The organism is Occallatibacter sp. (genome assembly GCF_049510455.1).
Classification (GTDB): Bacteria; Acidobacteriota; Terriglobia; order Terriglobales; family Acidobacteriaceae; genus Telmatobacter.
Window position 1 is genome coordinate 18,692 of record NZ_JBEKYX010000055.1, and the last position, 21,067, is coordinate 39,758.

Below are 21,067 nucleotides of genomic sequence, written 5' to 3' on the forward strand. Positions count from 1 at the left end.
CCGATTTTATTCCGAATCAATCATCCGGTAAACTGAAATGACGGCATTTTCGTTCTGGAACCGACAGTGAGCGCGGCCTGAGCAACTCCAATGAGCCGCAAGGTAAGAAAACATGTTCATCGATGAAGTAAAGATTTTGGCGAAAGCCGGCGACGGCGGCAACGGCTGCATGGCCTTCCGCCGTGAGAAGTTTGTCCCCCGTGGCGGCCCCTCAGGCGGCGACGGCGGCCGCGGCGGCGACGTTATCATGGTCTCTTCGCAGCGCCACAACACGCTGATCCACTTCCGCTACAATCCGCAGCACAAGGCGGAGCGTGGCGAGCACGGCCTGGGCTCCAACTGCTCCGGCTCCGATGGTCATGACATCGTTCTCCAGGTACCCGTCGGCACCGCGGTCTACGACGAGGAGACCGGCGAACTGATTCATGACTTCCAGCAGCCGGACGAGCGCGTCGTTGTCGCCAAAGGCGGCCGTGGCGGCCGCGGCAATCAGCACTTCGCCACGTCCACGCACCAGGCTCCCCGCGAGCATGAGATGGGCCGCACCGGCGAAGAGCACAATTTTCGCCTCGAACTGAAGCTGCTGGCCGATGTCGGCCTCGTCGGCTATCCCAATGCGGGCAAATCCACCCTGATCTCGCGCATCTCAGCCGCAAAGCCCAAGATCGCCGATTATCCCTTCACCACGCTGGAGCCGAATCTCGGCGTCGTCACCGTTGGCGAAGAGCCCGATCAGGAATCCTTCGTTGTCGCGGACCTTCCGGGCTTAATCGAGGGCGCGCATCTCGGCCAGGGCCTCGGCGTACAGTTCCTGCGTCACATTGAGCGCACACGCGTACTGGTGCATCTCGTCGATGTCTCCGACGCCTCAGGCCGTCCCGACGCCGTAGAAGACTTCAAGGTCATCAACAAGGAACTCGAAAGTTTTGGCAACAACAAGGAACTGGAAAGCTTTGGCAACGATCCAGAAAACAGACTGGACAAGAAGCCCATGATCGTCGTCGCCACCAAGATCGATGTGGCCAATCCGGAAAAGCTGAAAAAACTTGCCGCGCACGCCAAGCGCCGCAAACTGGAATTCCACGCCATCTCGGCAGTCACCGGGCAGGGAATTGACGATCTCAAGTGGGCGCTCGCAAAGCGCCTGCGCAGGCCTGAATAAATCAGAACGGCTACACCATCGCCCGTTCCTTCACCTTCAAATACTGGTTCAGCACCGTCGAAGTCAGAACCTCCGGATCAAGATCAAGCGTCAGCGCACCCTGCTCAGCCAGTTGCGCCAGCAGCAGCTCGCGCCGTCCCGCCATCTCCTGCGCCGCCGCGGATCGAAACATATCCTCAACATTCTTCGGCCTGGCATGTGCAATGCGCTCCACTTCGGGCTGGGCCATCGCCACAAACAGCAGCACATGCCGCCGCAGCAACTGCAATGCGCCGTCAATCACCTCCGGCCGCATGGCCGTCTCCGCCAGATCCGTAATCCACAGAATCAGCGACCGCCGTGGCTGCAACCGGCTCAGCACCGCCGTAGCGCGCAGATGATCGGCCTCGCCAATCTCCGTCCGCACCTGCGCCAGCAACTCAATCATCTGTCTCAGGTGGGATGCACCCCGCCCCGGCAGCAATCTCTGTTGCACATTCTGCCCATAAGCCAGCAGCCCCACGCGGTCGCCGGAATAGAGCGCCACCTGTGCCAGAGCCACCGCAGTCGCGCACGCATGATCGAGCTTTGAGTGCTTCCCATCCGGCTGCGATCGCATCAGCCGTCCGCAGTCCAGCACGATCCAAACAGCCTGGCTGCGCTCTGTCTGATACTGCCGCGTGATCAGGCTTCCGCGCCGCGCCGTTGCAGTCCAGCAGATATCGCGCAGATCGTCGCTCTCGCGATAGTCGCGCAGGCTCTCAAAGTCTCGCCCCAGCCCGCGCTGCCGCGCCTGCCTGAGCAGCAACTCAATCTGCCGGCTGCGCGCAAGAAATATCTGCTGCTCCTCGCTCGACCTTAGCGCCGGATAAACGCGCACTGTTTGCGTCAGCTTCGCCTTGGCCCATTTCTCGGCCAGCCCCAGCGGCGAGCGGTAGCGCAGGTAGAGCCATCCAGTCTCATAATCGCCGCGCTGCTGCGGCTTCACACGATAACGCTTCTTCGCCGCCACGCGTGGAAATACCTGCATCCTCAGCTTTGCAGGTTCGCTGGCAAGCGCCGCAGGCAGATCGTCCACGATATGGCAGTCCAGCACCATGCGGCCCTGGTTCTCAAGGGCAATCTCGATCTCAGTCTCGCTGTCGAGCGCGGGCGCATTCGACCAGCTTCTCTCCGTCACAATCTTCCCGGCCTTCGGCAGTCTCATTCCATCCAGCAGGCACGCCAGCAACACGAGTCCATCCCACACCGGCATCGCATAACTCAATCGGTCCACATAAAACCCGGGAATCAGCAGCAGAAATCCCGCCACCAGCAGCACAATGGCTCGCGGCGTAAGCGCAAAGGCCCACCGCCGCCGCGGCTCGCACGCAGCCCGCACAGACTCAGGATGAAGCGAAGGCGAGATCATTACTTCGCGGCGTCCCTCGGCACCGGCACTCCGGCAATCACATCCGTCAGCACCCGATCCGCGTCAAATCCCTCCAGCTCCGCCTCCGGCTTCAGCATCACACGATGCCTCAGCACCGGCAGCACAGCCCGCTTCACATCGTCAGGCACAAGATAGTCGCGCCCTTCAAACGCCGCCGCCGCCTGCGCCACCAGCATCAAACTCAGCGCCGCGCGCGGACTCGCGCCCAGCAGCAGCGTAGGCCATTCGCGCGTCCGCCGTGCAATCGCCACAATATAGCCATACAGCTCCGGCTCCACGCGAATCGCCCGCACCTCAGCCCGCGCCGCCGCCAGCAATCCCTCGGAAACCGGCACAATCGCAGCCTCTTCCAGCAATCCCGCTCCGCCGCTTGCATGGTGACGCTGCAAAATCTGCAACTCCTCAGATTCCGAGGGATAGGACACCCGAATCTTCAGCAGAAACCGATCCAACTGCGCCTCCGGCAGCGGATAAGTACCCTCAAAATCCACCGGATTCTGCGTCGCAAACACCGTAAACCAACTCGGCAGCGCGTGTCGCACGCCATCTGCCGTTACCTGCCGCTCTTCCATGCACTCCAGCAGCGCAGCCTGCGTGCGCGGAGGCATGCGGTTGATCTCATCGACAAGGAGCAGATCGGTAAACACCGCCCCGTGATGAAACGTAAATGTATCCGTGCCCGGCTTCAGAATCGTCGTACCCAGAATGTCAGCCGGCATCAAGTCCGGCGTCGCCTGCACACGCTGAAAGCCCAGTCCCAGCAGCCGTCCCAGCGTCTTCACCGTCAGCGTCTTGGCAATGCCCGGCACGCCTTCCAGCAGCGCATGGCCCTGGCACAGCACGGCCATGATGACCTGCTCAATGACATCGTTCTGCCCGGCAATCACGCGGCCCAGCTCCGTGCGCACCTGTGAGATCAATTCCTGCGTGGCGCGCAGCGTCTCCGCGTGTGTAAATGAGATTTCCTCGCTCATGAAGCCCTTTCGTGAACTACCCCATTATTAATCTTGAGTTCAGTCGCAACACTTTGCGATCCGGCAGCAGCCTTCAACTTATCCCAGTGTGCGTTGAGCAGCTGGATCAGCCGCAGCGCCTCGCGAGGCTGCAATACCTCTTCTTTTGCGCCTTGCTCACATGCTGTCAGATCGGCCTCCAGCGCTTCGTCTGCCAGCGGAAACCGCCGCCGCAGCACAGCGGCCAGCTCCGCCGCTTCCATCTTCGGCGCTCGTATGCCGCACAGCGCCAGCGCCTGCCTCCGAAAGCGTTCCCACGCAATCGCCACCGCCGTTGAAGACGCTCCCGCGCCACGATACAGCGACCCAAGCGCCTCGATAAACTCGATTGGCGTTGCCCGCGCCGGCAGCGGCAGCGCGCGCAGCGGCCCGCTTCTCCGGCTAAAGCTGAAGATCACCAGCAGGGCCAGCGCCGGAAGGCTCCAGCACAGGATCGCCATCGCCGGCCCCCACGCAAACGTCCATATCGAGCGAATCTCCCCATGCAGAGACTCATCCCAGTAAAACTTGTGCCCCGCCTTTGGTCCCAGCGAGTTCAGCAGCAGATCAAGATTCTGCGCGCGGCTCAGCGAACCATTTTCGAGCGGCGTCGAACTCGCCCACCACACCACATGGCCCTTGCCCCAGACGAACTCCACCACTGCGGGCTTGCCCGCGCAGGTGTACTGCACGCGGTCTGTCGGATTGCCGAATTGCCAGCTCGCCTGCGGAACCATCCAGATTTCGCCGGTGCTGGCAAGTGCGTCCAGCCCATTCGGCTCCAGCTTGCATGCCGCAAAGGTTAGGTCGGATGGCGGTGCCGGAGTACCCTGTGGCAGCAAAAATCCTCCCACATAACCCGTAGCCACCACCCGCCCGCCGCGCTCCAGAATCTGCCGTATCGCCCGTATGTCCGCAATGTCGTGTGACATTGGCTCTGCAAAAAGGATCACCGTCTCCGGTCCCGCAGTCTCAGCCAACTCGCTTAAAGGCCGCTCCCAGCGTTCCACCGGATAGCCCGACCGCAGCAGCGTCTCATAAGCCGCCAGCGCGCCATGCTGCCCGCTCAGGTAACTCGAAGGCAGACGATTCTCGTCCTCGGTATTCGGCGTCAGCACTCCAGCGGCAATCGCCAGCACCAGCGCAATCCCCACGCACCAGAGCAGTAGCTTGCGGTCGCCGGCGTCTAGCCCTGGCATCAGTCGAGACAGCCACTTCATCGCGCCCGTCCCCCATCCGCCACACCCGCGCCAATCAGCGCCGCCGCTAACTCATCGGCCTGCCGGTAATCGGCTTCCGCCGCAGCCCGCCCGCCATACCATGTCCGCTCAAAGCTCCCCGTAAGCGCAGCCAACCCCGCCCTGCGCGGGTCTTCCGGAGCCATCAGCGCCAGGTACTCACGCGGCGTGCGCGCCCGATCCGCGGGCCAAAGCCGTTTTGATTCCAGCCGCGAGATTGCCGCCCAGTACAGAAAGTGAATTGCCTCGCGCCACAGCCCTGCCGCCGCCGCCTTGTGCGCATCCGCCAGCCATAGCTGCCAGTCTCGCGCGGAGGCCGCTTCGGGAGCCGGCGCTTCCGCCTCCGGAACCAGGCGTACCCTCCAGCGCCGCTCCAGTTGCAGCAAAGCCCACGCCAATCCAATCGCCACCGAAAGAACAAAGCCCCATACCAGCGCGCGCCCCAGCCACTTTGCCCCTTGCGTCAAGCGGCTGATTCCACCAAATACCGAGTTGATCCAGTCGTTGACATGCTCCAGGATCGAATCGGTAGCGCTCCGCCCCTTGAGCCTGCGAAACTCGCGCTCCGAGAGAACCTTCTGCATCGCATCGCTCTCAGCGGGATGTCCGGCAACTGCCGAAACCTGCCCACCCGCCTGTCGCAGATCATCCGCCAGCCGCATCTGCGCCGCTTCAAGCAGTTGCGTGGTAGTCCTCGGCTTCGGCAGAGACGAATCATTCTGCAGTTGAGCATTTCCCATCACGCCCGCAGCCTGTTGCGCCTTATCCGGTTCCTGCGCGTGAGCAAACAACACCCGTAGCCACTCATAGCTCATGACGCGTTGTTCGGAACCAAGCCGTACGTGCTCATCCGCCCCGATGCTCTGCGGATTACAGCTCTCTTCGTTGCGCCCCTTCGCGCACTTCTGCGTCAGCGAAATCAGCCCCTCAAGATGTTTGCTGTAGTCTTCGAACGAGGAATTAGCCGTGTTGCCTTGCGCCGCAGCCTGCACCGGCTGTGGCACAGCCGCAAAACATCGAGCCGTGCCGGTTACAGCCAGCAACGTTACAAAGATTGTGATCCGCGCCTGCATCCTGCTTCGCATTATGCCAGCGGAGCCTCCGGTTGAATCTGGCTGAATCCGCCGATAGGCCCATCCAGCCTTACCCGCTGATCGCAGTACACAATCGTGAAACTAATGGAGTACGCCGCCCAGATGAGGGATGTGCATGCAAACATGAGCACGAGGAAAGCCAGAGCTGCAATCACTCCTAATGCGATGCCCAGCGCTACGCTCAGGTGCAGCAACTGGAAGAGCAGTGCACCCACTGCAATGATGCCCCCACCGCCGATTTCCAGCGCGAAGATAGCCGCATAGCTGATGGCAAGGACCACCAGCAGCGCCAGAAACAGCTTGCCCTTGACTCCGCAACTGAGCCGCGAGCTGCGCTTGAGCGCCGCGATAGCGGGCAGATCCTCGGCCACCGAGGCCGGAAAGGCCATTCCCAGGCACAGCGCCATCCAGATGGCATACGCAAATGCACCCAAAACGAGCAGAAAAATCAGCGGAACGATCACAAACATTGCCGCCGGGTTTGGAGTACCGCCGGAACCAAATACCATCGTCAGGATGCTGGCAATTACTGCGAAGACCAGGATCGGTCCCGCAACGCACAGGTACTGCAAAATCATCAGCCAGCAGTTGCGGCCTGCCTTACGCCATGCCGCAGCATAGGCCTCGCGCACGGTGGTCTTTTGCCCGCTGGCTTCCCTGAGCGTGGCAAATGCTGTAGCCGCCTGATACAAGGCAAAGACGATCAGATTTGGAACATATCCGATGAGCATGACGCCGAAGAGCCACGGAGACAAGCGCGTCGGGTCAGGCGCTACTCCCGGATGCAACGGAAAGACCCCACTGGCAAAGAGAGCCCCGAAGTAGGCCGCCATAAACAGAATGCCAACTGCCGCAAGCGGCGCGCCGAGCCATAAGTACAGCTTCCAGTTGCCGCGCAGCGTCTTCCACAGTTTGTCCAGTACCTCGCCCATGCTGATCGGAAACGGCGTCGTCGAAACAAACGCTCCGTAAGGATATGTGCTCATGCCTGCGCCCCCGGCAGAATCTCGGAATTTGGCAGTGGCTGATTCGCAGCCGCCGCATCAGCCGTCAACCCGGCCCGCTCCATCATCCACTCAATGTCATAACCCTCGTTGCGAATCCGCTGATCGTAATAAAACAGCACCAGTGCGATGCCATACACCGGCCGCACGAGCGCCTGCACCGCAAATCCCGCCGCGTATATGCCAAACAGCATGATGGACCCCATCATCTGCGCATGCTGCGGCGAGTTCATGCCCGGAATCAGCGATACCGCGATGATCACCGGCAGCGTCACCAGCCACGTCAGCATCCAGCCGCACACCGCGCCCATGACAAACAGCAGCAGAATCCTCCAGCGCGTTCCACCGCTCAGCGACCATCCGCGCTTCAATGACTCCGCCACGCCCGCTTTCTCCGCCACACACACAGCAAACGACATGCTCAACCGCGGCAGCATCCACAGCTCGTAAACCATCAGCAGCGCAAAGAAGACCAGCACAGCAAAACCCGCAATCATGCCCGCACCGCCGGCCGAGCGGCCCATAGCTACCGACAACATGCCATATCCAAGAACTCCGAAAAACAGCAATGTGAACGGAGCCACACCCAGAATCGCAAAGTCCAGCGCAAACAGCCCAAGATAGCGCCAGCCATGCGGCCATGCCTCGCGGTACATGCCGCGAATCGTCACTTGCTCGCCGAAGAATCGCTTCTTCGCCGCCTCGCTCAGCGCCGCAAAGCCAAATGCGCTGGCCACAATGTAAAGCGGCAGCCCCGCTGCCAGCAGAACCAGAAATCCCAACCCCAGGATCACGTTTGCAGCCGTACCCTCACCGTGCGCAAAAAGAAACAGCAGAAACCCCGCCGCAAAGCATCCCAGCACCACCACGGACGGTCCCGCCGCAATCCCGGCAAAGAGCAGAAACTGCCGACGGTAGATCTGCGCCGTCCGGTCCAGAATCTCGCCCAGGTGCATGGGGCGCAGTGCATCGATCACGGTTGCTCTCCGTGTGCCTGCCGCTCTGCTCCGTTTGCTTCAATCGGCAATGTCTCCGCAACGCTCTCTACCGGTGCGGCACTCACGAGCGGTTCCAATGGCGCGGCAGCCGCGTAAAGACCGGCATTCATGCCCGCCGCCTGCATCATCCACTCGATGTCGTAGCCTTCCATACGCACGCGCTGGTCATAGTAGAAGAGCGTCAGTCCCGTTGAAAACATCGGTGCAATGAAAGAGGTCGTTGCAAAGCTCACAATCTGCTGCGCCACCGCCGCCCACGTGGGCAGCACCAGATGATTTTTGAATGCGAGAAAGATGAAAAACGACTGCGTAATGCCCACCAGCGCAATCTCAATCACAGCCACCAGCAGTCCCAGCACAAAGATGCGCCCGCGCGATCCCAGGCTGAGATCGATGCTGCGCCTCAGAGCCGTCCGCGCCTTCAAGTCTTCCACCACACACACCGGAATTGCCAGTGCATAGCGCAGCCCCATCAATACGGCATACACAAGCGCTAAAAATGCCACCGCAAAGAAAATCAGCGCCATTATCCCGAACAAAATGGTCGCCTGTTGGTTCGCCTGCCCACCGCCGGCCTTGGCCAGTGGCTTGTACCAGAAGAACGCCAGGGATGCGAAGCCCCCATAGCAAAGCGCCAGCGGCGTCCACACCACAAACGTAATGATCGTCATCAGCCACAGAATGCGCCCCAGCCGCGGCACTACGCTCATATAGGCGCCGCGGATGGTGGCCCGCTGGCCCAGATGCACCCACGCTACGGCGCGGTTGTTGGCAGCTATTGCCAACCCGCCAATGAGAAAGATAACCGCCCACTGCAACAGCACCGTGCCGATATTCAGCCATAGAACCAGTTGCGCCCAGTGCATCGCGCCCAATAGCGCGTCCAGCCCGATGCGCACCAGTCCCAGTACCATCAGCGCGCCGGCGTACACTGCCGCGATCCCCGCAAAGAGCAGGAAATTCGTGCGATAAAGCTGCGCCGTGCGGTCAAGAATTTCGCCGAGCGACATTGGCCGCATCTGGGTGTCCATGAAGGCGTCCTTCGAAGCAGAATGGAATCAGGAATCGCGTACTTGGCCGGATACTAGCACATAGATCCGGCTACATAAATCTGGCCTTCCGCGTGAGCGCGCATTTTTCTCGCCGCGCGTAGTTTTTACGGGCCCAGATGTGGTTAACACCCGTATCTTCTGCCGTTGCAGCAGAATTCGTTTGGTGTCTCAGATGCATCTAACCGTTGCAGGCAGCCGCCGCTCCGGACGCACTATACGCGGACAGCAGCGCCTATATCGATAGAAGATGAGAGAGGTTCATAAAGGCGATGCAAAAACACTATAAACGCTGGCTGGTTGTCTCGCTTTCCATTGCCTTCCTGGTGCTTGCCACCCGGCGGTTGGAAGACGATATCACCCGCAACTAGAAAGCTGGAAGCTGCTCTGGCAGCCGCTATTGCAGAGTTTGAATCTTCACTTCAGGCGGAATCTGGATCTGGAATTGGTTATCCTTCAGGTCCATGTTCTCCTTTACTGTATTCACAGTCAGCACAATCTGGAACTCCTCCAGCGGCCGCTTAATCGTCACTGTACTCGGGTATTTGCTGCCGCCAAAGTCTGCATACCTGCCGTAGGTCACCTCTGTTTCCAGGCTCCCCTGCTCGTCGTAAATATCCTGCTCGTATGGCAGCAGGTCATCTCGATGGAAGTGAATCACCCGCATAGGCCGCAGTTCCTGGCTTCCCGGCTTGTGCTCCATTACGCTCAAAATATATTCGGGAGTCAGCAGCAGATGTTTCCGCTTGGGATCTTCCACGGTATCCGTATCCGCCGTCAGCATGTATTCGTCATTCTGAGCCAGTCCGCGCACAATCAGCGCATCCAGAAAGAATCCCGGACGGATGTTCTCAATCACGTTGGGCGATTTGTGCGTCACAACATTCGGTCCCTTGTAAGCCATGTCCTTTGAATTCACATAGAGCGTAAACGTCTTTCCATCGCTCGCCATGTCGAACATAGGAGACTTAATCACCGGAACGCGTCCATACACCCGCAGCATCTCCGGCTTCCGCATCATGATGATCCCCGGAAAGGTGCTGTAGTCCTTCGCCACGCCTTCCTTGGATTTGGTGGTAGTCAACTGCACGTCCACATTTGCGTACAGCGTGTTCAGTCCGTTCCAGTGTTCATTCAGCTTCTTCACCAGGTCTTCCGCAGACGCTGTCTGAGTTACAGCCGGCGCCGTTGGCACCGGCAGCTTTCGCGTACTGAAAAGGCATCCGGAGAGCGGAAGAATCGTCATCGCCATCGCCATCGCGCACCCGCTTTTTTCACTGCGTTGCGATACTCGCTCACGTTCCGGTTATGCTCCTCCAGCGTCTCGGCAAAAAGGCTCTGGCCCTGGGCATTCGACCCCGCCGCAACAAAGTAAAGATAATTTGTCTCCGCCGGCTCCATCGCCGCCTTTAGCGATTTCATTCCCGGATTTGCCACCGGCCCCGGCGGCAGACCCTGATGCAGATAAGTGTTGTACGGCGTATCGCGCTGCAGATCGCTGGCACGGATAGTTCCGCGCCACGCACCCGCCAGTTGCAGCCCGTAGATGACCGAAGGATCCGTCATCAGCGGCATATTCTTTTCAAGCCGGTTCTCGAACACGCTGGCGACGAGTGGCCGCTCCTTGTCAACCGCCGTCTCCCGTTCCACCAGCGAGGCCATCGTCACCACATCGTGAACATTTCCATGAAGCCCAAGCTGCGTGGCCGCGGTACGAAAGCGCTTCACCATCAACGCCGCAATCTCAATCGGCTTTGTTTTCGGGGCAAAGCGATACGTGTCGGGAAATAGATACCCTTCCAGGCTCGTGGCCTGGGAGTCCAGATCCTTGATCAACTCCGTCTCGGTCTTCGTGGCTGTCAGAAAATCCGCCGCCTGACCCAGCTTCGCTCCCTGCAGCCGCGCCGCAATTTCAAACACCGTTGAGCCTTCCGGAATCGTCACTGCAATGGTGTATACGTCGCCGCGATGAATTCGTTCATAGATATTTGCCGTAGTATCCGGCCCCGCAAAGCGGTACGTGCCTGCCTTGAGCACTCCGACCTTCAGGATGCGCAGCGCATCAAAGGCATACTGGCTCGGAATCACGCCGGCCTGCTGCAATTGTTTGCCGATCTCCAGTGTAGGCGAGCCGGGGACGATCTCCACAAACGTCTCCTGCGCGGGCCCGTACGGCGCCAGCCAGACAAAAGCCGCCGCGCCGGCTCCGCACAAAAGCAGCAGAAGCAGCATCCAGCCGACGAACCGGCCAAACCGGCTTCTTTTTTTGCCGCCATTTCTGCTCGTATTTTGCCTGCTGCCCAATCTGCCTCCGTAGCCTTCTTTCATCAGACGCGCCGGACAGCCGGGAGATGCTTCTGAATTGTCTTATTGTATCGGGCGCAAAGCCCTCCTTTATCCCTTGTTCCTTATCCCTCGTCCCTTATCTTTGATCTATGCCTACCCGCTATCTTGCTCTCGATGTCGGCACAAAGCGCATCGGTATCGCTGTCTCCGATGAGCTCGGCCTGACCGCACAACCGGTGCTCACGCTTGAAGTGCGCCGAAATCGCCGGGATGATCTCCGCTCCATCGCCCGGCTGGCGCGCAAGTTCTCCGTCATCGGCATCGTCGTCGGCAACCCGCTTCACCTCTCAGGCGATCAGAGCGCTCGGGCCGCGAAAGTCCAGGCCTTCGCCGCTGAGCTTGGCGAGCTGACTGGCCTGCCCATCCATCTCTGGGATGAACGTTTGACCACGGAAGAAGCCCACAGAATTCTCTATGAGGCTGGCCATGCCCGCCAGCAGCATGCGCCCATCGTCGATCAGGTCGCCGCCACTCTCATCCTCCAGTCCTTTCTGGATGATCGGCTCAGGCCAAGTCCCCATAGTCCCTCAGTCCCATAGTCCCTCCGTCTCACCCTCTATACTGGAGCTTCGGCAAAAACACATGACCGCCAAAGTAACCACTGAAGAAGTAGCCCGCGTAGCTGAGCTGGCCAGCCTGGAGCTGACCCCCGAGGAAATCCCCGGCATGGTCGGCAATCTCAATGCCATCCTGGACTACATCGCCGAGTTGAATGAGCTCGACACCACCGGCATTGCTCCATTGGCCCAGATCAGTGAGCTTCCTGGCGCGGGCGGCTCTGCCTCGCTGCGCGAAGATGCGGTTCAGCCCTCACTTGACCGCGCCGTCGTCATGCCGGAGGCGCCTGAGTCCGACGGCCGCTTCTTCAAAGTGCCCAAAGTGATCGAACGCTGAAAGGGCGCAGCTTCGTCTGTGCATGAGCCTGAAAAGTTTTGTAACAGGGCACGACTGGTAGGCAACCGCAGACGAGAAAAAGATTTTCGGGGCTTTAGCCCCTGAGGCAAGATTAGAAATGACGAATTCAGCAGGATCATACGTCGAAAAGCCGAAGACCTTGGCGGCTCTCAAGAGCGAAATCGCATCCGGCGCTACCAAAGCCGCCGATCTCGCCACCGCGTACTACGACCGCATCGAGGCCGTAAACCCAGCGCTGAACGTCTACCTGAGCCTCACCAAAGACCGCGCCATCGAGCAGGCCGCCCGCATCGATTCGCTCGCCGCCAAAGGCGACGCGCTGCCGGCCCTCGCTGGAATTCCCATCGGCATCAAGGACGTCCTCGTCATGAAGGGCGCGCCCGCCACAGCCGGCTCCAAAATCCTCAAAGGCTACGAACCGCCCTACGACGCCACCGCCGTCACAAAGCTCGAATCCGCCGGGGCCGTCCTTCTCGGCAAGCTCAACTGCGATGAATTCGCCATGGGCTCCTCGAATGAGAACTCCGCTTACGGTCCAGTCCGAAACCCCGTCGATCCAGAGCGCGTTCCCGGCGGTTCCTCGGGCGGTTCAGCGGCAGCAGTAGCCGCCAATCTCGCCGTCGCCTCGCTAGGCACGGACACCGGCGGCTCCATCCGCCAGCCCGCCAGCTTTTGCGGCGTTGTCGGAGTGCTGCCCACCTGGGGCCGCGTCTCGCGCTACGGCCTCATCGCCTTTGCTTCGTCGCTCGATCGCATCGGCCCCTTCGCGGCCAACGTCCGCGATGCCGCCACGCTGCTCACCGTTCTTGCCGGCCACGATCCGAAAGACGCCACCAGCTCTCCCGCTCCTGTCCCCGATTACGCCGCCGAAAGCGACAAGGGCGTTTCAGGTCTTCGCATCGGCGTCCCCGCCGAGTACTTCGCGGAAGGCCTCGATCCCGAGGTCCGCGCCGCCATCGAAAAGGGAATCGAAGAACTCAAGGCCGCCGGCTGCACCATCAAGCCCATCTCGCTGCCGCACACAAAGTACGCCATTCCGGTCTACTACCTCGTCGCCACCGCCGAAGCCAGCGCCAACCTCGCCCGTTTCGACGGCGTCCGCTACGGCTTCCGCTCACCAGCCAGCGAGAACCTGGCCGCCATGTACCGTCATTCCCGCGACGAGGGCTTCGGCCCCGAGGTCAAGCGCCGCATCCTCCTAGGCACCTACGCGCTCAGCGCAGGATACTATGACGCCTACTACGGCAAAGCGCAGCAGGTTCGCCGCCTCCTGGCCGAAGAATTCCTCCGCGCCTTCGCAGAAGTCGACGCCATCGTTACGCCCACTTCGCCCGTGCCGGCATTCAAGCTAGGCGAAAAATCCGGCGACCCGCTCTCCATGTACCTCGCCGACATCTACACCGTCACGGCCTCGCTCGCCGGCATCTGCGGCGTTACGGTGCCATGCGGTGCCACTTCGTCCGGCCTGCCGGTGGGAATGCAGGTACTCGCCACGCACCTCGGCGAGAGCACCGCCTTCCGCGTAGCACGCGCTGTAGAAACCGCGCAGGGTTGAGGGTAGTGAGTTAATTTGAATGATTTCGTGATACGGCGCGATTGGCAGGCCGGGGATTTATTCCCGCAACCAGCGGCAAAAACATTTGACACTTTAGCCTCTGAGATAATTGCTTTTCAAACTTCAACATGATCTTCCACGTGACTCTCGAAAAAGATGAGGACGGCTGGATTGTAGTCGAGTGTCCAGCACTGCCCGGATGTGTCTCCCAGGGCCGCAATGAAAGAGAGGCCATTTCAAATATTCGCGAAGCCATCACGGGCTGGCTCTGGGCCGAAGGCCAGAAAGCAAGTTAGCCTCTTCCTGAAACTAACCCTCTCTGCTACACTCCTCGCAAACAACAAAACACAGTCTTAGCAAGTATTTTTTCCCAGATTCCTGCGCAATCTCCGCAACCGGAGCGTGCAGTCATGCGCCTTGGGATCCGATTAGCCTTGTTCGCCGTTATCTTTAGCCCCTGCTTATTTGCCGCGCCCCGCAAGCAGCATGTCATCGCGCTCGGCGCACCCAAAAAGGTTTCTTATTCCAAAGCCGGAGATCCATCCGGCGCGCTCCCCGGCGAAGAGTGGCTGAAAATCCGCCCTCTCGTCGTCGATGACCAGATCAAGGAATGGACTGCCGGCGACTCTCACGACGTCACCGACCGCACCTTTGTAGTCCGCCGCGCCGTGCGCCTCAATGACGCCTTGCCGAGTGACAAGCCCGGCGCGCAGAAAGAGCACTGGGTCTGGCAGCGCGGCCCCTGGCTCATGATTGACCGCCTCACGGGCCGCGTTACCGCCCTCAGGCTCCCTGACTATGAGCCCGGCGTCAGCCAGGTCACATGGTTTCGCGACTACGGAGCTTACTGCGGCCTCACCTCCAGCGGCAAAGGCCTCTACGCGGTCGTGGCTCAGTTAGCCGCCCGCAAACCCATTCTCGTCAAGAAGCTTGACGCCTATGATTCCGATCCAGCAGCGCATTCCGATCCGGCCTGCATTCCGCCCGACTGGCAGCGCGACCCTTTACGCATCACCTTTCATCAGGTGGGCAAAGGCGACTTCATGTACGAGATCGTCCCCGGCTCAGCTGTTCTTGTCGAAGACTCCGGCGACGAGCCGGAAACGCCCGCTGCTTCAGCGCCATCCAACTGAATCCGTCCACAATGCCCACAGTTTCTCGTCTCAGCAGGGAATCATTTGCCTATCGTCGCTTATGCCCGTCCTGCCACAGATGCCACAGAATCCACAACATCGCTGCCTCTGCCAGCACGAATGGAATCAGTAGAAGCAACCATAATTCCGACGGCATGGAAAACATCGCTGCGGCCAAATGCAACAACATGGTGTCTCAAGAAGAACTCCCACGCCGTAAACCCGCGCCAATGCTTCCATAAGGCTTTTGCAAAGCGGCGCTCTCAGCACCTTGACACGCCAGCGTCTTGCCGTTTCTTATCGTGCTAGGCAATCTTTCGGGAGAACTTTAGCTTTTCGCCTGCGCGAACCGCGCTTGCTGGCCACAAGTCTCCTCAGAGCAAGCCGTGTCGAACAGGAAGCCGACGGCGAGCGGGACGTAATTTGCGCCCGAATCTGCCGAGTCTGAACCCGGGTGCGCCATCCGCCTGCCCGGTGAGGAAATGTTCCCGGAGACAAATTTCGCGTTCGAGTCCGGCTGATACGCCGGAAGCCCCGTGCCTCCCAGAGGCAGGGCAGTAAAGGATGAGTGTGGCAATCGCTTTGGCACTTTATGCAGGTCCGGCGCCGGCTGGTGGAGGCCTTCTTGGAATGCTCCCCATTCTGCTCCTGATCCCGATCATGTACTTCGCAATGATCCGTCCGCAGCAGAAGCGGCAAAAGCAGTGGCAGCAGATGCTCGCCGACATCAAGCCCGGCGACAGGATCACCACCTCCGGCGGTATCCGCGGCACCATTCTGTCCATCAAGGACGACGGCATCATCATCAAGGTGGCTCCCGACGGGATCAAGATGGAAATAGCCAAGAGCGCCATCGGCTCCGTCACCACGGAAGACAAGGCATCTTAAGGGCGCTCCGCGCTTTTATTCTTTGGACTAGAGAACTGAAATGAAAAACGTTAGAAACAGAGTTTTGCTGATTGTCGCTGTCCTTCTGGTTTGCATTTACGGCATCCTTGGCATTCCTAAAGGTTTGAGCGGCTCAGCGCTGCGTGACGCACTCACCAAGAACATTCACCTGGGCCTCGACCTCAAGGGCGGCGCGCATCTCATCCTCCGCGTGAAGGTGCAGGAAGCCGTCTCCGCTGAGACCGACAACACCGTCGCGCAACTCCAGCAGGACTTGAAGAAGGCCAACATCGCCGGCCAGCCGCATAAGCTCGATCCAAATAAGCCCACCGTCATCACCATCGACGGCGTGCCCGCCGCGAGCGCCAGCCAGCTTCGCACCACGCTGGACACAAAATACGGCATAGAGTACGACTACTCGAGCGAAAACGGCACTTACACGCTCACCATGAAGCCGACTTACCTGGCCGACCTTGAGAAGCGTACCCTCCAGCAATCCATCGAGACCATCCGGGATCGCGTCGACACGCTCGGTGTCAGCGAGCCTGTGATTCAGGAGTACAACCTCGGCGCCGATCAGATCCTCGTCGAACTGCCCGGCGTATCGGACCTTGAGGGTATCAAGCGGCTTCTGCAGGAAACGGCGCGTCTTGAGATTCACGCTGTCGTCGGCGGCCCGTACCAAACCGAGCAGGCTGCTCTCGCAGCATCTCCCGGCGGCGTCATTCCGCCCGACCAGGTCATGCTCCACGCCCCCGGCGCCATTGGCACCCGCTCGGAGGCTGACAGCGTCTACATCCTCCAGCGTGCAGCAGTGGTCAAGGGCAATGACTTCCGCTCCGCCGAGTCGGCCACCAACCCCGATACCGGCCAGCGCATGGTTCGCTTCACGCTGACCACGGATGCCGGCGATACCTTCTACGAGTACACCAGCCACAACGTCGGCTCAGCCATGGCCATCGTCATGGGCAGCACCATCCGCGAAGTCGCCAACATTCAGAGCGGCATCCGTGATCAGGGCGATATCTCAGGCTCCTTCAGCGAAGATGAGGTGGCCTCACTCTCCAAGCTCCTCCGCACCGGCGCTCTGCCCGCTTCGCTGGAGGAGATTGAGACCCGCACTGTAGGCGCATCCCTCGGCGCGGACTCCATCAAGGAAGGCGTTACGGCAGCCGTCGTCGGCGTGCTCGTCGTCATGCTCTTCATGCTTGTCTACTACAAGGGATCGGGCATCAACGCGGACCTCGCGCTCCTGCTAAACCTTCTCATTCTGCTCGGCTTCATGGGCTTCTCCACGGCCACCCTTACGCTGCCCGGCATCGCCGGCGTCATCCTCACCATCGGTATGGGCGTCGATTCGAACGTGCTGATCTTCGAGCGTATCCGCGAAGAAATCCGCGAAGGCAAATCCGCAGCCGCTGCAATTGAACAGGGATTCGGCCACGCCTGGATCACCATCGTGGACACGCACGTCACCACCATCGTCTCGGCAGCCATCCTGTTCCTCTTCGGCACCGGCCCGGTCAAGGGCTTCGCTACCACGCTGACCTTCGGCTTGCTGGCCAACCTATTCACCGCAGTCTTTGTCTCTCGCACCATCTTTGACGCGCACTTGAACAAGCTCAAGTCCGGGCAGATGGTCTCAATCTAACGGCACGGAACTGGTTTTGAAACGGCATGGTTTCATCCGTGCCGCAAGGTTGAGAAATTTTGTAACAGGGCACGGTTGGTAGGCCGGGGATTTATCCCCGGCTCCGGAACGAGTAGCAAAAAGATTTCGGGGCTTTAGCCCCTGAGGGAAGCAATCAGTGGAACTTTTTCACGGTGTCAACATCGACTGGCTTGGAAAGAAGTGGTACTTCCTCGCCTTCTCGTTGATCTTCAGCGTCGCTGGCCTCATCTCCATGGGCATCCATCTCGCGCAAACGGGCAGCCCGGTACCTCTGGGCGTGGATTTCCGCGGCGGCACAGAGCTACAGATTCAGTTTGCCAACCCGCCGGACATTGGTGCGATCCGTTCGGCCGTCAGCTCTGCTGGTATCACCGACGCCAAGATCCAATCGTATGGCGGCGACGTCAGCCGCAACGAGGTTCTCATCAGCCTGCCGGAGCAGAAGAATGAGACTTCACTCGATCAGGGGCGCCAGACCATCGTCAGCGCCCTCAAGACGCACTACAACAACCCCTTCGATGAGGCCAAAGGCGTCAAGGTCGATGTGGTGGGCCCCACCGTCGGCAAGCAGCTCCAGAACAAGGCCATTATGGCCACGCTCTACTCGCTGCTCGGCATGCTCATCTACCTCTGGTTCCGCTTCCAGCTTATCTATGGTGTGGCCGCCGTCATCGCCTGCTTCCATGACACGCTTATCACCATCGGCGCTTTCGCGCTCACGGGCAAGGAAATCTCCCTTACCGTCATCGCGGCCATTCTCACCCTCGTCGGTTACTCCATGAACGACACCATCGTTGTCTTCGACCGCATTCGTGAGAATCTGCGCATGAACCGCCGTGAGGAACTCGTTGACGTCGTCAATCGCAGCATCAACCAGACGTTAAGCCGAACCGTCCTCACCTCAGGATTAACTTTCCTTACTGTGCTTTCGTTGTATATTTTCGGTGGTCAGGTTTTACATGGATTTTCGTTCGCTCTGGTGATCGGCATTCTGATCGGCACCTACTCATCCATCGCTGTAGCCGCGCCCATGCTGGTGGCATATCAGCAGTGGCGGGGAAAGAACGGCAAGGCGGCAGTGCTTCCGGCTGCTCGTCGCGCTCGTTAGGCATGTGTAGTCGGCAAATCGATTTTTTGGCCACGCATGAAGTTGGTATAAAGTTGCACCGGTTTTGAGGCAGCGTTTTGCAACCTGTATGTTCGGTCTGATATAGGTTGAGCACGCTGATTGCAGTTGGCGGGATGCTCCGGGAACATTCAAGGTTTCCGCGGTGTCTAAATAGAGGAAACCAACACCCAATTCGAGGCTGGCTATGTTTGAAGATTCCACATTTGAATCAGGCGGCAAGATCAAGAGCAAAGCAAAATTCTGGATGATGGTTACGCTTCCATTTTGCTTGTCGATCATCACGGTCATCATCTTGATTCCGCTGATCTATCCCGAGGCGCTGCCCAAGGCAATGATGCAGACGCTTCTAGTTGCGCCGCCGCCACCTCCTCCGCCGCCACCTCCGCCGCCACCGGCAGCGCCCGTGCATGTTGTTCACGTGCAGTCGGAGATGATGAACAACCAGCTCGTTGCTCCCACCAAGATTCCTAAGGACATCAAGAACGTCAAGGAGCAGGAAGCCCCGCCGCAGAGCTTCGGCGTGGCCGGCATGGAAGGCCTCGGCAACGGCGCGCCTGGCGGCGTTATCGGCGGTCTCTTCTCCGGCGCTCCCGCACCCAAGGTCAAGCAGGAAGCCCCGAAGAAGGTCACCATCTCTATGGGCGTTGCCCAGGGTCTGGCGATCAGCCGTCCGTCGCCGATCTATCCGGCTATTGCGAAGGCCGCCCGCGTCTCCGGCACTGTCGTGCTCCGCGCCACCATCTCCAAAAGCGGCACCATCGAGAACCTCCAGGTAGTCGACGGTCCTCCCATGCTGCGTCAGTCGGCTCTGGACGCCGTTCGAAGCTGGCGTTATCGCCCTTACCTGCTCAATAATGAGCCGGTCGAAGTCGATACCACCGTCAACGTGATCTTCAGTCTCGGTGGATGAAGTTTCCGCGGCCCTTTTCCGATAGGGAAAGGGCCGCATGTTTTTTCAGCCGGATGAGGATCGGCATATAGGACCTCATCCTTACTGCAGCTACAATCGGTTTTATCGGCAGCAGCGGCACTGGAAACCATTTCTGGCGTCAAACTGTTGGAGTCCCTTGTAGACGCGCTTATAAACTTTGTAACCCTCGTACTAAAAAGCAAACTCCCTAGGAGGAACGATTCAGTGATTCTCGCTCAGCTCGCACATTTTGCTTCGCACTCGGTCAACAGCCTGGCCTTCTTTCAGGAAGGGGGCGGCACGGTAAGTTTCAGCCTCCTCGGCCTCTGGGGAAACATGGGATGGATGGCCAAGTGTGTGGCCATCATTCTCTTCATCGAATCCGTCTGGTCGCTGGCTGTCATGATCGACCGCTACCTGTACTTCTCGGCAGCCCGCAAGCAGTCCCGCGAGTTCGCTCCCAAGGTCGCCGGCGCTCTCAAGGACGGCAAGCTCGAGGAGGCCATCAAGATTGCCGACCGCAACAAGAAGTCGCACCTTGCGGAGGTCGTCACCGCCGGCCTGCAGGAGTTCCGCGTCTCCGGTGGCAATCCGACCGAAGAGACGATTGCCAGCTCTGAGCGCGCTCTTGAGCGTGCCGAGGCCATCGTACATGCCAAGCTGAAGCGCGGCCTCTCGGTGCTCGCCACCATCGGCGCAACGGCTCCGTTCGTCGGCCTCTTCGGCACCGTCATCGGTATCCTGAACGCCTTCCAGCAGATTGCCACCCAGAAGACCTCCGGCATCGGCGCAGTCGCCGGTGGCATCTCGGAAGCTCTGGTGACCACGGCATTCGGTCTGCTCGTGGCTATCCCGGCTGTTATGGCCTTCAACTACTTCACTGGCCGCGTTGAGTCGTTCGACGTTGAGATGGACAACTCGTCGAGCGAGCTCGTCGACTACTTCATCAAGCAGAGCCACAAGAAGTAACCGGATCTGCCTGAGCTGAGCGGGATATTTTGGCGCGGGGAGCGGATCGTCTCCCTTCCCCGCTGCCAGTTTTGAATGGTTCCCTGAAGCGCACCCGAACCGGTATTAAGTACGGTTCAAGAAATCCAAAAGATGGAGCCCCGCGATGGGAGTTGCAGTTCGTAACGAAGCAGCCAATGTCAGTTCCAACATCAACGTCACCCCTATGGTCGATGTCATGTTGGTGCTGCTCATCATCTTCATGGTCATCACGCCGATGCTCAACAACAAGGTGCAGTTGGATATGGCCACGGTCGAGAACCCGACCAATATGCCGGACGCCGACAAGGAAGACGCCATTGTGGTGGGCATCACCCGCGACGGCAGCGTGTATCTCGGCCAGAACAAGATCGCCCTCAGTGAACTCGGCTCTACCGTCCAGTCGAAGCTGGCGGACAAGCCTGGCAAGATGGTCTTCTTCCGCGCCGACGCGCGCGCTAAGTACATTGACGTGGAAAACGCAATTGACGCTGTGCGCACCGCTGGAGTGGAGGAAGTTGGACTGTTGACCAACAAGAAGGAAGGCGCCGGCGGCGCTGGCGGCGAGTAGTCCTTCGGTAATT

21 protein-coding genes are annotated in these 21,067 nt (G+C 59.7%); 12 read left to right on the top strand and 9 right to left on the bottom strand.

Going from position 1 to position 21,067, the window contains the following annotated elements; translation table 11 throughout:
* Nucleotides 1-112: 112 nt before the first annotated feature.
* Nucleotides 113-1,162, top strand: a complete 1,050-nt coding sequence (gene obgE / locus ABSG47_RS11775; protein ID WP_424169884.1) for a GTPase ObgE — start codon at nucleotides 113-115, stop codon at nucleotides 1,160-1,162.
* 10 nt (nucleotides 1,163-1,172) lie between these two features.
* Here obgE and ABSG47_RS11780 read toward each other — a convergent pair whose 3' ends face one another.
* From ABSG47_RS11780 to mltG, 9 genes are all read right to left on the bottom strand, one after another.
* Nucleotides 1,173-2,552, bottom strand: coding sequence for a DUF58 domain-containing protein (locus tag ABSG47_RS11780; protein ID WP_424169885.1), 1,380 nt, complete (start codon nucleotides 2,550-2,552; stop codon nucleotides 1,173-1,175).
* Nucleotides 2,552-3,547 (bottom strand): AAA family ATPase, encoded by a 996-nt coding sequence (locus ABSG47_RS11785; RefSeq protein ID WP_424169886.1) that lies wholly within the window; start codon nucleotides 3,545-3,547, stop codon nucleotides 2,552-2,554. The genes ABSG47_RS11780 and ABSG47_RS11785 overlap by 1 nt, the downstream gene beginning before the upstream one ends.
* The gene (locus ABSG47_RS11790; RefSeq protein WP_424169887.1) at nucleotides 3,544-4,785 is read right to left on the bottom strand and encodes a DUF4350 domain-containing protein; all 1,242 of its coding nucleotides are present in this window, start codon (nucleotides 4,783-4,785) and stop codon (nucleotides 3,544-3,546) included. The genes ABSG47_RS11785 and ABSG47_RS11790 overlap by 4 nt, the downstream gene beginning before the upstream one ends.
* Nucleotides 4,782-5,888, bottom strand: coding sequence for a DUF4129 domain-containing protein (locus ABSG47_RS11795; RefSeq protein ID WP_424169888.1), 1,107 nt, complete (start codon nucleotides 5,886-5,888; stop codon nucleotides 4,782-4,784). The genes ABSG47_RS11790 and ABSG47_RS11795 overlap by 4 nt, the downstream gene beginning before the upstream one ends.
* Nucleotides 5,888-6,883: a hypothetical protein gene (locus ABSG47_RS11800; RefSeq protein ID WP_424169889.1), complete on the bottom strand. Its 996-nt coding sequence runs from the start codon at nucleotides 6,881-6,883 to the stop codon at nucleotides 5,888-5,890. The genes ABSG47_RS11795 and ABSG47_RS11800 overlap by 1 nt, the downstream gene beginning before the upstream one ends.
* Nucleotides 6,880-7,878 carry a hypothetical protein gene (locus ABSG47_RS11805; RefSeq protein WP_424169890.1) on the bottom strand — a complete coding sequence of 333 codons (999 nt, stop codon included), beginning with the start codon at nucleotides 7,876-7,878 and terminating at the stop codon, nucleotides 6,880-6,882. The genes ABSG47_RS11800 and ABSG47_RS11805 overlap by 4 nt, the downstream gene beginning before the upstream one ends.
* Nucleotides 7,875-8,930, bottom strand: a complete 1,056-nt coding sequence (locus ABSG47_RS11810; RefSeq protein ID WP_424169891.1) for a DUF7847 domain-containing protein — start codon at nucleotides 8,928-8,930, stop codon at nucleotides 7,875-7,877. Before ABSG47_RS11810 ends, ABSG47_RS11805 begins: the two co-directional genes overlap by 4 nt.
* Before the next feature lie 415 nt (nucleotides 8,931-9,345).
* Nucleotides 9,346-10,194 carry a hypothetical protein gene (locus tag ABSG47_RS11815; protein ID WP_424169892.1) on the bottom strand — a complete coding sequence of 283 codons (849 nt, stop codon included), beginning with the start codon at nucleotides 10,192-10,194 and terminating at the stop codon, nucleotides 9,346-9,348.
* Nucleotides 10,191-11,252, bottom strand: coding sequence for an endolytic transglycosylase MltG (gene mltG, locus ABSG47_RS11820; protein ID WP_424169893.1), 1,062 nt, complete (start codon nucleotides 11,250-11,252; stop codon nucleotides 10,191-10,193). Before mltG ends, ABSG47_RS11815 begins: the two co-directional genes overlap by 4 nt.
* A 131-nt stretch (nucleotides 11,253-11,383) precedes the next feature.
* Here mltG and ruvX point away from each other — a divergent pair, with 131 nt between their 5' ends.
* The 11 genes from ruvX (at nucleotide 11,384) to ABSG47_RS11875 (ending at nucleotide 21,054) form a co-directional block, all read left to right on the top strand.
* Nucleotides 11,384-11,833, top strand: a complete 450-nt coding sequence (gene ruvX / locus ABSG47_RS11825; RefSeq protein ID WP_424169894.1) for a Holliday junction resolvase RuvX — start codon at nucleotides 11,384-11,386, stop codon at nucleotides 11,831-11,833.
* Between the two features lie 43 nt (nucleotides 11,834-11,876).
* A complete protein-coding gene (gatC, locus tag ABSG47_RS11830; RefSeq protein ID WP_424169895.1) occupies nucleotides 11,877-12,188 on the top strand; it encodes an Asp-tRNA(Asn)/Glu-tRNA(Gln) amidotransferase subunit GatC in 312 nt (103 codons plus the stop codon).
* Between the two features lie 118 nt (nucleotides 12,189-12,306).
* Nucleotides 12,307-13,764: an Asp-tRNA(Asn)/Glu-tRNA(Gln) amidotransferase subunit GatA gene (gene gatA, locus ABSG47_RS11835; RefSeq protein ID WP_424169896.1), complete on the top strand. Its 1,458-nt coding sequence runs from the start codon at nucleotides 12,307-12,309 to the stop codon at nucleotides 13,762-13,764.
* 128 nt (nucleotides 13,765-13,892) lie between these two features.
* Entirely contained in the window at nucleotides 13,893-14,060 is a 168-nt protein-coding gene (locus ABSG47_RS11840; protein WP_424169897.1) for a type II toxin-antitoxin system HicB family antitoxin, read from the top strand.
* 114 nt (nucleotides 14,061-14,174) lie between these two features.
* Nucleotides 14,175-14,897 (top strand): hypothetical protein, encoded by a 723-nt coding sequence (locus ABSG47_RS11845; protein ID WP_424169898.1) that lies wholly within the window; start codon nucleotides 14,175-14,177, stop codon nucleotides 14,895-14,897.
* A 630-nt stretch (nucleotides 14,898-15,527) separates the two neighbouring features.
* Complete coding sequence (yajC, locus tag ABSG47_RS11850; protein ID WP_424169899.1) at nucleotides 15,528-15,785, top strand: preprotein translocase subunit YajC; 258 nt, start codon at nucleotides 15,528-15,530, stop codon at nucleotides 15,783-15,785.
* 40 nt (nucleotides 15,786-15,825) lie between these two features.
* A complete protein-coding gene (secD, locus tag ABSG47_RS11855) occupies nucleotides 15,826-17,436 on the top strand; it encodes a protein translocase subunit SecD (protein WP_424169900.1) in 1,611 nt (536 codons plus the stop codon).
* Between the two features lie 157 nt (nucleotides 17,437-17,593).
* Nucleotides 17,594-18,565, top strand: a complete 972-nt coding sequence (gene secF / locus ABSG47_RS11860; protein ID WP_424169901.1) for a protein translocase subunit SecF — start codon at nucleotides 17,594-17,596, stop codon at nucleotides 18,563-18,565.
* A 205-nt stretch (nucleotides 18,566-18,770) separates the two neighbouring features.
* Nucleotides 18,771-19,496 carry an energy transducer TonB gene (locus ABSG47_RS11865; RefSeq protein WP_424169902.1) on the top strand — a complete coding sequence of 242 codons (726 nt, stop codon included), beginning with the start codon at nucleotides 18,771-18,773 and terminating at the stop codon, nucleotides 19,494-19,496.
* 225 nt (nucleotides 19,497-19,721) lie between these two features.
* On the top strand, nucleotides 19,722-20,465 hold the full coding sequence (locus ABSG47_RS11870; RefSeq protein WP_424169903.1) for a MotA/TolQ/ExbB proton channel family protein: 744 nt from the start codon (nucleotides 19,722-19,724) through the stop codon (nucleotides 20,463-20,465).
* A 145-nt stretch (nucleotides 20,466-20,610) separates the two neighbouring features.
* Nucleotides 20,611-21,054: a biopolymer transporter ExbD gene (locus ABSG47_RS11875; protein WP_424169904.1), complete on the top strand. Its 444-nt coding sequence runs from the start codon at nucleotides 20,611-20,613 to the stop codon at nucleotides 21,052-21,054.
* Nucleotides 21,055-21,067: the final 13 nt, after the last annotated feature.

What these genes read in the sequence shown, in the direction of transcription:
- obgE (WP_424169884.1), top strand. Translation starts at nt 113, where the DNA reads ATGTTCATCGATGAAGTAAAGATTTTGGCGAAAGCCGGCGACGGCGGC.
- ABSG47_RS11780 (WP_424169885.1), bottom strand. Translation starts at nt 2,552, where the DNA reads ATGATCTCGCCTTCGCTTCATCCTGAGTCTGTGCGGGCTGCGTGCGAG.
- ABSG47_RS11875 (WP_424169904.1), top strand. Translation starts at nt 20,611, where the DNA reads ATGGGAGTTGCAGTTCGTAACGAAGCAGCCAATGTCAGTTCCAACATC.
- ABSG47_RS11815 (WP_424169892.1), bottom strand. Translation starts at nt 10,194, where the DNA reads ATGACGATTCTTCCGCTCTCCGGATGCCTTTTCAGTACGCGAAAGCTG.
- ruvX (WP_424169894.1), top strand. Translation starts at nt 11,384, where the DNA reads ATGCCTACCCGCTATCTTGCTCTCGATGTCGGCACAAAGCGCATCGGT.
- ABSG47_RS11795 (WP_424169888.1), bottom strand. Translation starts at nt 5,888, where the DNA reads ATGCGAAGCAGGATGCAGGCGCGGATCACAATCTTTGTAACGTTGCTG.
- ABSG47_RS11790 (WP_424169887.1), bottom strand. Translation starts at nt 4,785, where the DNA reads ATGAAGTGGCTGTCTCGACTGATGCCAGGGCTAGACGCCGGCGACCGC.
- ABSG47_RS11785 (WP_424169886.1), bottom strand. Translation starts at nt 3,547, where the DNA reads ATGAGCGAGGAAATCTCATTTACACACGCGGAGACGCTGCGCGCCACG.
- ABSG47_RS11840 (WP_424169897.1), top strand. Translation starts at nt 13,893, where the DNA reads ATGATCTTCCACGTGACTCTCGAAAAAGATGAGGACGGCTGGATTGTA.
- yajC (WP_424169899.1), top strand. Translation starts at nt 15,528, where the DNA reads ATGCTCCCCATTCTGCTCCTGATCCCGATCATGTACTTCGCAATGATC.
- ABSG47_RS11800 (WP_424169889.1), bottom strand. Translation starts at nt 6,883, where the DNA reads ATGAGCACATATCCTTACGGAGCGTTTGTTTCGACGACGCCGTTTCCG.
- gatC (WP_424169895.1), top strand. Translation starts at nt 11,877, where the DNA reads ATGACCGCCAAAGTAACCACTGAAGAAGTAGCCCGCGTAGCTGAGCTG.
- gatA (WP_424169896.1), top strand. Translation starts at nt 12,307, where the DNA reads ATGACGAATTCAGCAGGATCATACGTCGAAAAGCCGAAGACCTTGGCG.
- secD (WP_424169900.1), top strand. Translation starts at nt 15,826, where the DNA reads ATGAAAAACGTTAGAAACAGAGTTTTGCTGATTGTCGCTGTCCTTCTG.
- ABSG47_RS11865 (WP_424169902.1), top strand. Translation starts at nt 18,771, where the DNA reads ATGTTTGAAGATTCCACATTTGAATCAGGCGGCAAGATCAAGAGCAAA.
- ABSG47_RS11810 (WP_424169891.1), bottom strand. Translation starts at nt 8,930, where the DNA reads ATGGACACCCAGATGCGGCCAATGTCGCTCGGCGAAATTCTTGACCGC.
- ABSG47_RS11845 (WP_424169898.1), top strand. Translation starts at nt 14,175, where the DNA reads ATGCGCCTTGGGATCCGATTAGCCTTGTTCGCCGTTATCTTTAGCCCC.